General features: G+C 58.4%; 4 protein-coding genes and 2 pseudogenes. All 6 read right to left on the minus strand.

Annotation, left to right across the window (positions count from 1 at the left end; all coding sequences use genetic code 11):
• Positions 1 to 69: 69 nt before the first annotated feature.
• Positions 70 to 633 (minus strand): UPF0149 family protein, encoded by a 564-nt coding sequence (locus tag AS026_RS03280; RefSeq protein ID WP_062368490.1) that lies wholly within the window; start codon positions 631 to 633, stop codon positions 70 to 72.
• Positions 630 to 2204 (minus strand): IS66 family transposase, encoded by a 1575-nt coding sequence (tnpC, locus tag AS026_RS03285; protein WP_028749712.1) that lies wholly within the window; start codon positions 2202 to 2204, stop codon positions 630 to 632. The genes AS026_RS03280 and tnpC overlap by 4 nt, the downstream gene beginning before the upstream one ends.
• Before the next feature lie 48 nt (positions 2205 to 2252).
• Positions 2253 to 2609 (minus strand): IS66 family insertion sequence element accessory protein TnpB, encoded by a 357-nt coding sequence (tnpB, locus tag AS026_RS03290; protein ID WP_028749713.1) that lies wholly within the window; start codon positions 2607 to 2609, stop codon positions 2253 to 2255.
• Complete coding sequence (tnpA, locus tag AS026_RS03295; protein ID WP_062368489.1) at positions 2606 to 3076, minus strand: IS66-like element accessory protein TnpA; 471 nt, start codon at positions 3074 to 3076, stop codon at positions 2606 to 2608. Before tnpA ends, tnpB begins: the two co-directional genes overlap by 4 nt.
• Before the next feature lie 225 nt (positions 3077 to 3301).
• Positions 3302 to 4423: pseudogene (locus tag AS026_RS03300) on the minus strand (transposase); the annotation flags it as partial.
• A gap of 111 nt (positions 4424 to 4534) precedes the next feature.
• Positions 4535 to 4796: pseudogene (locus AS026_RS03305) on the minus strand (DDE-type integrase/transposase/recombinase); the annotation flags it as partial.

The raw sequence follows: 4796 nt of genomic DNA on the forward strand, positions 1-4796 counted from the left end.
GTGAGCGCAACGAATGGCCCACGGCTTTCGTGATTTGACTAAATAGGTTTCTGGCTTTCTGGCTCTCGGTCAGAACTTCTGCTTTGCCCGCTTCGGCATAAAATAGGTTCGGATATTGACGAGTGCTTCGGCGACGGCAGCAGCATCCTGGTGGGTCGCTTTCCGTTTTACCTCGCCGAGCTTGCGGATCGGCGCAATGATATCCCCAGTGACGGCATGACCTCGAAGGACAGGCTGCCAAAGCCTTGGCGCGTGTCGTGTTCCAATGAGAAAGCAGATGTCCCAATCAAATGGATCAAGGGTCTGATCATCGATCTGGGTGAACCTTGGCCGGTGGTCTTTCGGTCTCTCGGAAAGGCTTGCAGATATCCGATTATACTCTGCAACGATCGTCTGCACGGCCCGATGTTCGGTTGTTTCCATCGGCAGGTTTAGGGCATCCGGGCCGGTCAGTTCCGGGATCCATTGCCGTGGGTCGATGAACCTGGGGCCGATGATGAGGGCCGTAAGATAACCATCGAGTCTGCTCATTGACCAGATAGGCGATGGCGGACGACGTCTCCTGATAAAGGCTTCGAATGCGTCGTCATCGAGCTTCGGTCGCGGCGTCATCTCCTGGCTGTTCTGTGTCATGCCGCTTGTCGCTCCTGCTGTGTCATCGCTTCGCGTTCCGCCTTCCAGGCCCAAGGCAAAAGGCTCTCCATCTCGTTGGCTTTCACTTTGCCGGAGATGATGCGCTCCAGCACATCGGCAAGCCAGACGTCGGGGTCCACGCCGTTAAGCTTTGCCGTGTTCACGAGCGATGCCAGGACAGCGAAGGTCTTTCCACCCCGCTCGTTGCCCACGAATAATGAGTTCTTTCTCGTCAAAGCCACGGATTTCATGGAACGCTCGACGACATTGGAGTCCACCTCGATCCGGCCATCCTCTAGAAAGGCTGTCAATCCGCTCCAGTGGTTGAGCATGTAAGTGACTGCCTTGCCAAGTGCCGATTTCGACGACACCTCGTCGCTCAGTTCGGTGAGATGGACCTTCAGTTCTCTCATGATGGGAGCTGCCTCACGACGCCTGCCGCTAAGCCGGGTATCTTCATCTTCCCCTCGTAGTTTTGCTTCGATGCGATAGATTTCGGCAATCCTGGCAAGGATCGACAAGGCCTCCGAAGAGCCGGTCAGTTTGACGACGTCAACGAACTTTCGCCGTGCATGAGCGAGGCAGAAGGCCAGCCGCATGGGGGCAACGTTGCTCTTGCCGCGTCGTTTGACCATGGTTTTATAGGCTTGATATCCATCAACCTGAAGCACGCCGGCGAACGACGACAGTTGCCCCTCGATCTCGCGAGCGCTGCGGCTTTCGGCAAAAATGTAGGCCACCGCCGGCGGCGCCGGACCGTTCCATGGCCGATCGTCAACCGCTTGTGCCCATAACTGGCAGACCTTGGTTCGTTTGCGCCCCGGATCGAGGCGCGGAAGTGGCGTCTCGTCACAGAACACCCTCGGCTGCGAGCGGATGAAGGCGGTGAGTGCATCGTAGAGAAGTTCGAGCCACCAGGCGACCCGCGTGACCCATGCCCCGAGCGTACCGCGATCAATGATGACGCCGCAGGAGGCCAGCATCTGCGCCTGGCGATGCAGCGGCAAATGCCAGGCAAACTTCGAAACGGCGACATGGGCTGCAAACGCCGTGGTCACCATGCCGCCGTCCATGATGCGTGCTGGTGCGGGTGCTTGCACGATGCCACTCTCGCAAGCCCGGCATGCATAGCGTGGCCGGATCGTCCGTTTCACCCGGACTACTGCAGGCACGATGTCGAGCGCCTCGCTGACATCAGTGCCGATGCAATGAAGTTCGAACGAACAGCAGGGGCAAGTCTTGCTCGCTGGCTCGATGAGCTCGTCATAACGCGGAAGGTGTTTCGGCAAACGGCCGATATTGCGGGCTGGCGATCGCCGTGCCTGCGTTTTGTCTTCATCGACCGGCGCGACATCGTCATTGGCAGCAACGGGAATGTCGCCTAGATCGCCAAGATCGAGCATTGCCTGCGTTGGATCGATCGTCGTCATCTTCTCCGATTTCGTCCCGAAGAGCTGGCGCTCAAGGAAGGCAACGCGCGCCTTGAGATCGGCATTCTCTTCGTCGAGCGAGAGAATGATCCGGGTCAATTGCGCAGCATCCTGGGGCAAGGGATCGGGTCGAAGCGGCATGACAGACCCTACCACACGGGTCTGAATCTTCAAGCAAAACCAATAGGATCAGCCTGCTTTTGAGGGCCTCCTCACCGCGTTTCGTTTGACGCGCGTCCAGTCAATGCCGGCCAGCAAAAGCGAGAACTCCTGGGCACTCATCTGCATAGCGCCATCGCGGATCGGAGGCCAAACGAACTTGCCCGCCTCCAACCACTTCGTCGCTAGGATCATGCCTGATCCGTCCCAATAAATGCAGCGAAGCCGATCAAGACGCTTGGCGCGGAACACGAACACGTCGCCACAATAGGGATCGGCCGCAAGGGCTGACGCCACCAAAGCTACCAGGCCATTCATGCCGCGCCGGAAGTCGACGGGTTGCGTCGCAACCATGATCTTCACGCCATTTGGCGAAACTCCGATCACCGGCGCCCTCGCAACGCCGCTACCATCGCCTGCGCCAGTTCAGGCGCTACCGAGCCGATGACCGTCATGCGTGCGCCCGCAATCTCGATCTCAATTCGGCCAGCGAGAACCTCTGGGGCATTCGATGGCGAGCCTTCGTGTCGTGCGCCATCCCCAACCACTGTCACCGGCACGAACACGGCAGGCGGCAAACTAGTCTTTGCCGACCGTTGAGAGGTTAGTCCGGCTTCCCGTCGCCACACATTCAGCAAGCCGCGATTGACGCCCCAGCGCCTCGCAACAGCCGAAATGTTCACTTCAGGTTCTGCGCTCTCCGCGAGAATCCGCGCCTTCTCCTCGTCAGTCCAATTCCGCCGCTGCCGCCGACCGGTGATCACCTCGATCCGCCGATACTTTCCCTCATGCCTGGCTTCATGCATGCCTTCATCCATGACTTCAAGCATGGCATCAGCGCGATCTCCAACCATCCCGGTCCACTCCTATCAATGATAGAGCTTATCTCGAGGCCTCATTCACAAAAGAAAAGGTGGGCTGTTCGTCGCGCTCACGATCATCCTCTCTTGTTGGCGTCGCAGGTAGCGAAGGACTGGTTCGCACCGCTCCAGTTGAGCTGGCACCAGCCGCCTTGCTGCGACCACTTGCGGAATAACGAGGCCGTTGTTGGAGGTGGCTGGTGATGACGACCGTCGATCCAATCTCTCTTGTGCCAGGCGCATGTCGTGGAGCAGTCGGACCGGATCGAGCGTCAGGTACATCGCCTTGAGCCGAAGGCATGTATCCTCCGGCGTGCGTGGGTCGTCAAGCAGCCGCTGAAAGGGTGTGGCGGGACGATGATAACGCTTGATCACCTTGCCTCCGTCACGGTGCTTTTCTTTCAGCTTGAATGATGGCTGAAAGAAATTCACGAACAACCGCATTGACGAATAAAGCTTGGCCAGTTCCCGAGTGGCTCGCAGCCCCTCGAAGCGTCGGCATCCAACGATCTTGCGCACGATCGCGCCATTCTTTCTGCTCGACAAATGCCTGATCATTCTTTCGGTAAGGGCGGCAACGGGTAAGTTCGATATTATCGCGCAAGCAATACTCATGAACACTCTCGTTCATGAACACACTGTCGTTGTCAGTGTCGAAGCCCAGCAGCGGGAACGGCAGCAATTTGCGCAGTTCGGCCAACGCAGTGATCAGTACCGTTTGCTCGCGAACCAGCAGCGGCGCGCATTCCGTCCAGCCCGTGGCTATATCGGTCAACACCAGCGTTTGCGAGAAGGCACCCCTCCCGTACGGGCCGGAATGAGAAACGAGGTCAGCCTCAACAAACCCGGGTGCGGGGTCATCCCAATCCGAGAAGGTTCGAACGGGAACACTACGCCGAATCGCTGTTGATCCTTTCCGGCGCCGCGGACCGGTGGCGCTCGCTTTAATCTCCTTGAGGACCCGATCAATCGTCGCTGGACTCATCGTCAAGAGTTGCCGGCGCGTCTCGCTATTCATATCGCCGTGTCCATGACGTTCCATCGCTTCGATCAGTGTTGGCAACAGGGGGTGTAGTCGCTTGCCGCAAATTCGATCCGACGCCTCCCAACGACGAGCGCTGCCCGCACGTCATCGCCGTAAACCCGGCGCCCTGGCCGAGGACCACCCTTGGCCGGTTCGCGTTCTCCTCGCAGCAGTCGCATCGCATGCTTGCGATGAAAGCCCGTGAGGGCCACGAACTCGTCCAACATCCTCGCCTTCTCGGCCCGCCCGCCTAACACATAGCGACAACTGATCGCCGCCACCAATTCCGCACGTGTCGCCATGCTTACCTTCCTCATCACAGCTCCCGAGGTTGATTCGTCGGGAGCAATTTAGATGAGGCAATAACCCATTCTCAGGGAGCAGTTCAGGCGAGGCAATGCGCGTCTCATCTTGGTTGTCGCGCTGCACTTGTGCGACCAATGGTCAAGGCCGTGCCACTTCCGCCTTTGCTGCACCATAGGAGCGGAGCTTATCGGTGATGCTCCGTTTGGGAGCAAAGCCATAGCGCTTCATTAACGCCACCAGCACGCGCGTCGCTGCCCTTTTATCACGCCGCTTCTGCAATATCTCTTCGAGAACGGTGCCATGTTGATCGACCGCACGCCAGAGCCAGAATTTCTCTCCAGCGCATTTCACGACGACTTCGTCCAAATACCAAATACCGTCGGG

It is taken from the genome of Rhizobium altiplani (genome assembly GCF_001542405.1).
In the GTDB taxonomy this organism is placed as follows: Bacteria; Pseudomonadota; Alphaproteobacteria; order Rhizobiales; family Rhizobiaceae; genus Rhizobium; species Rhizobium altiplani.

Coding starts and splice junctions, on each gene's coding strand:
- tnpC (WP_028749712.1), bottom strand. CDS start 2,204: ATGCCGCTTCGACCCGATCCCTTGCCCCAGGATGCTGCGCAATTGACC.
- AS026_RS03280 (WP_062368490.1), bottom strand. CDS start 633: ATGACACAGAACAGCCAGGAGATGACGCCGCGACCGAAGCTCGATGAC.
- tnpA (WP_062368489.1), bottom strand. CDS start 3,076: ATGGTTGGAGATCGCGCTGATGCCATGCTTGAAGTCATGGATGAAGGC.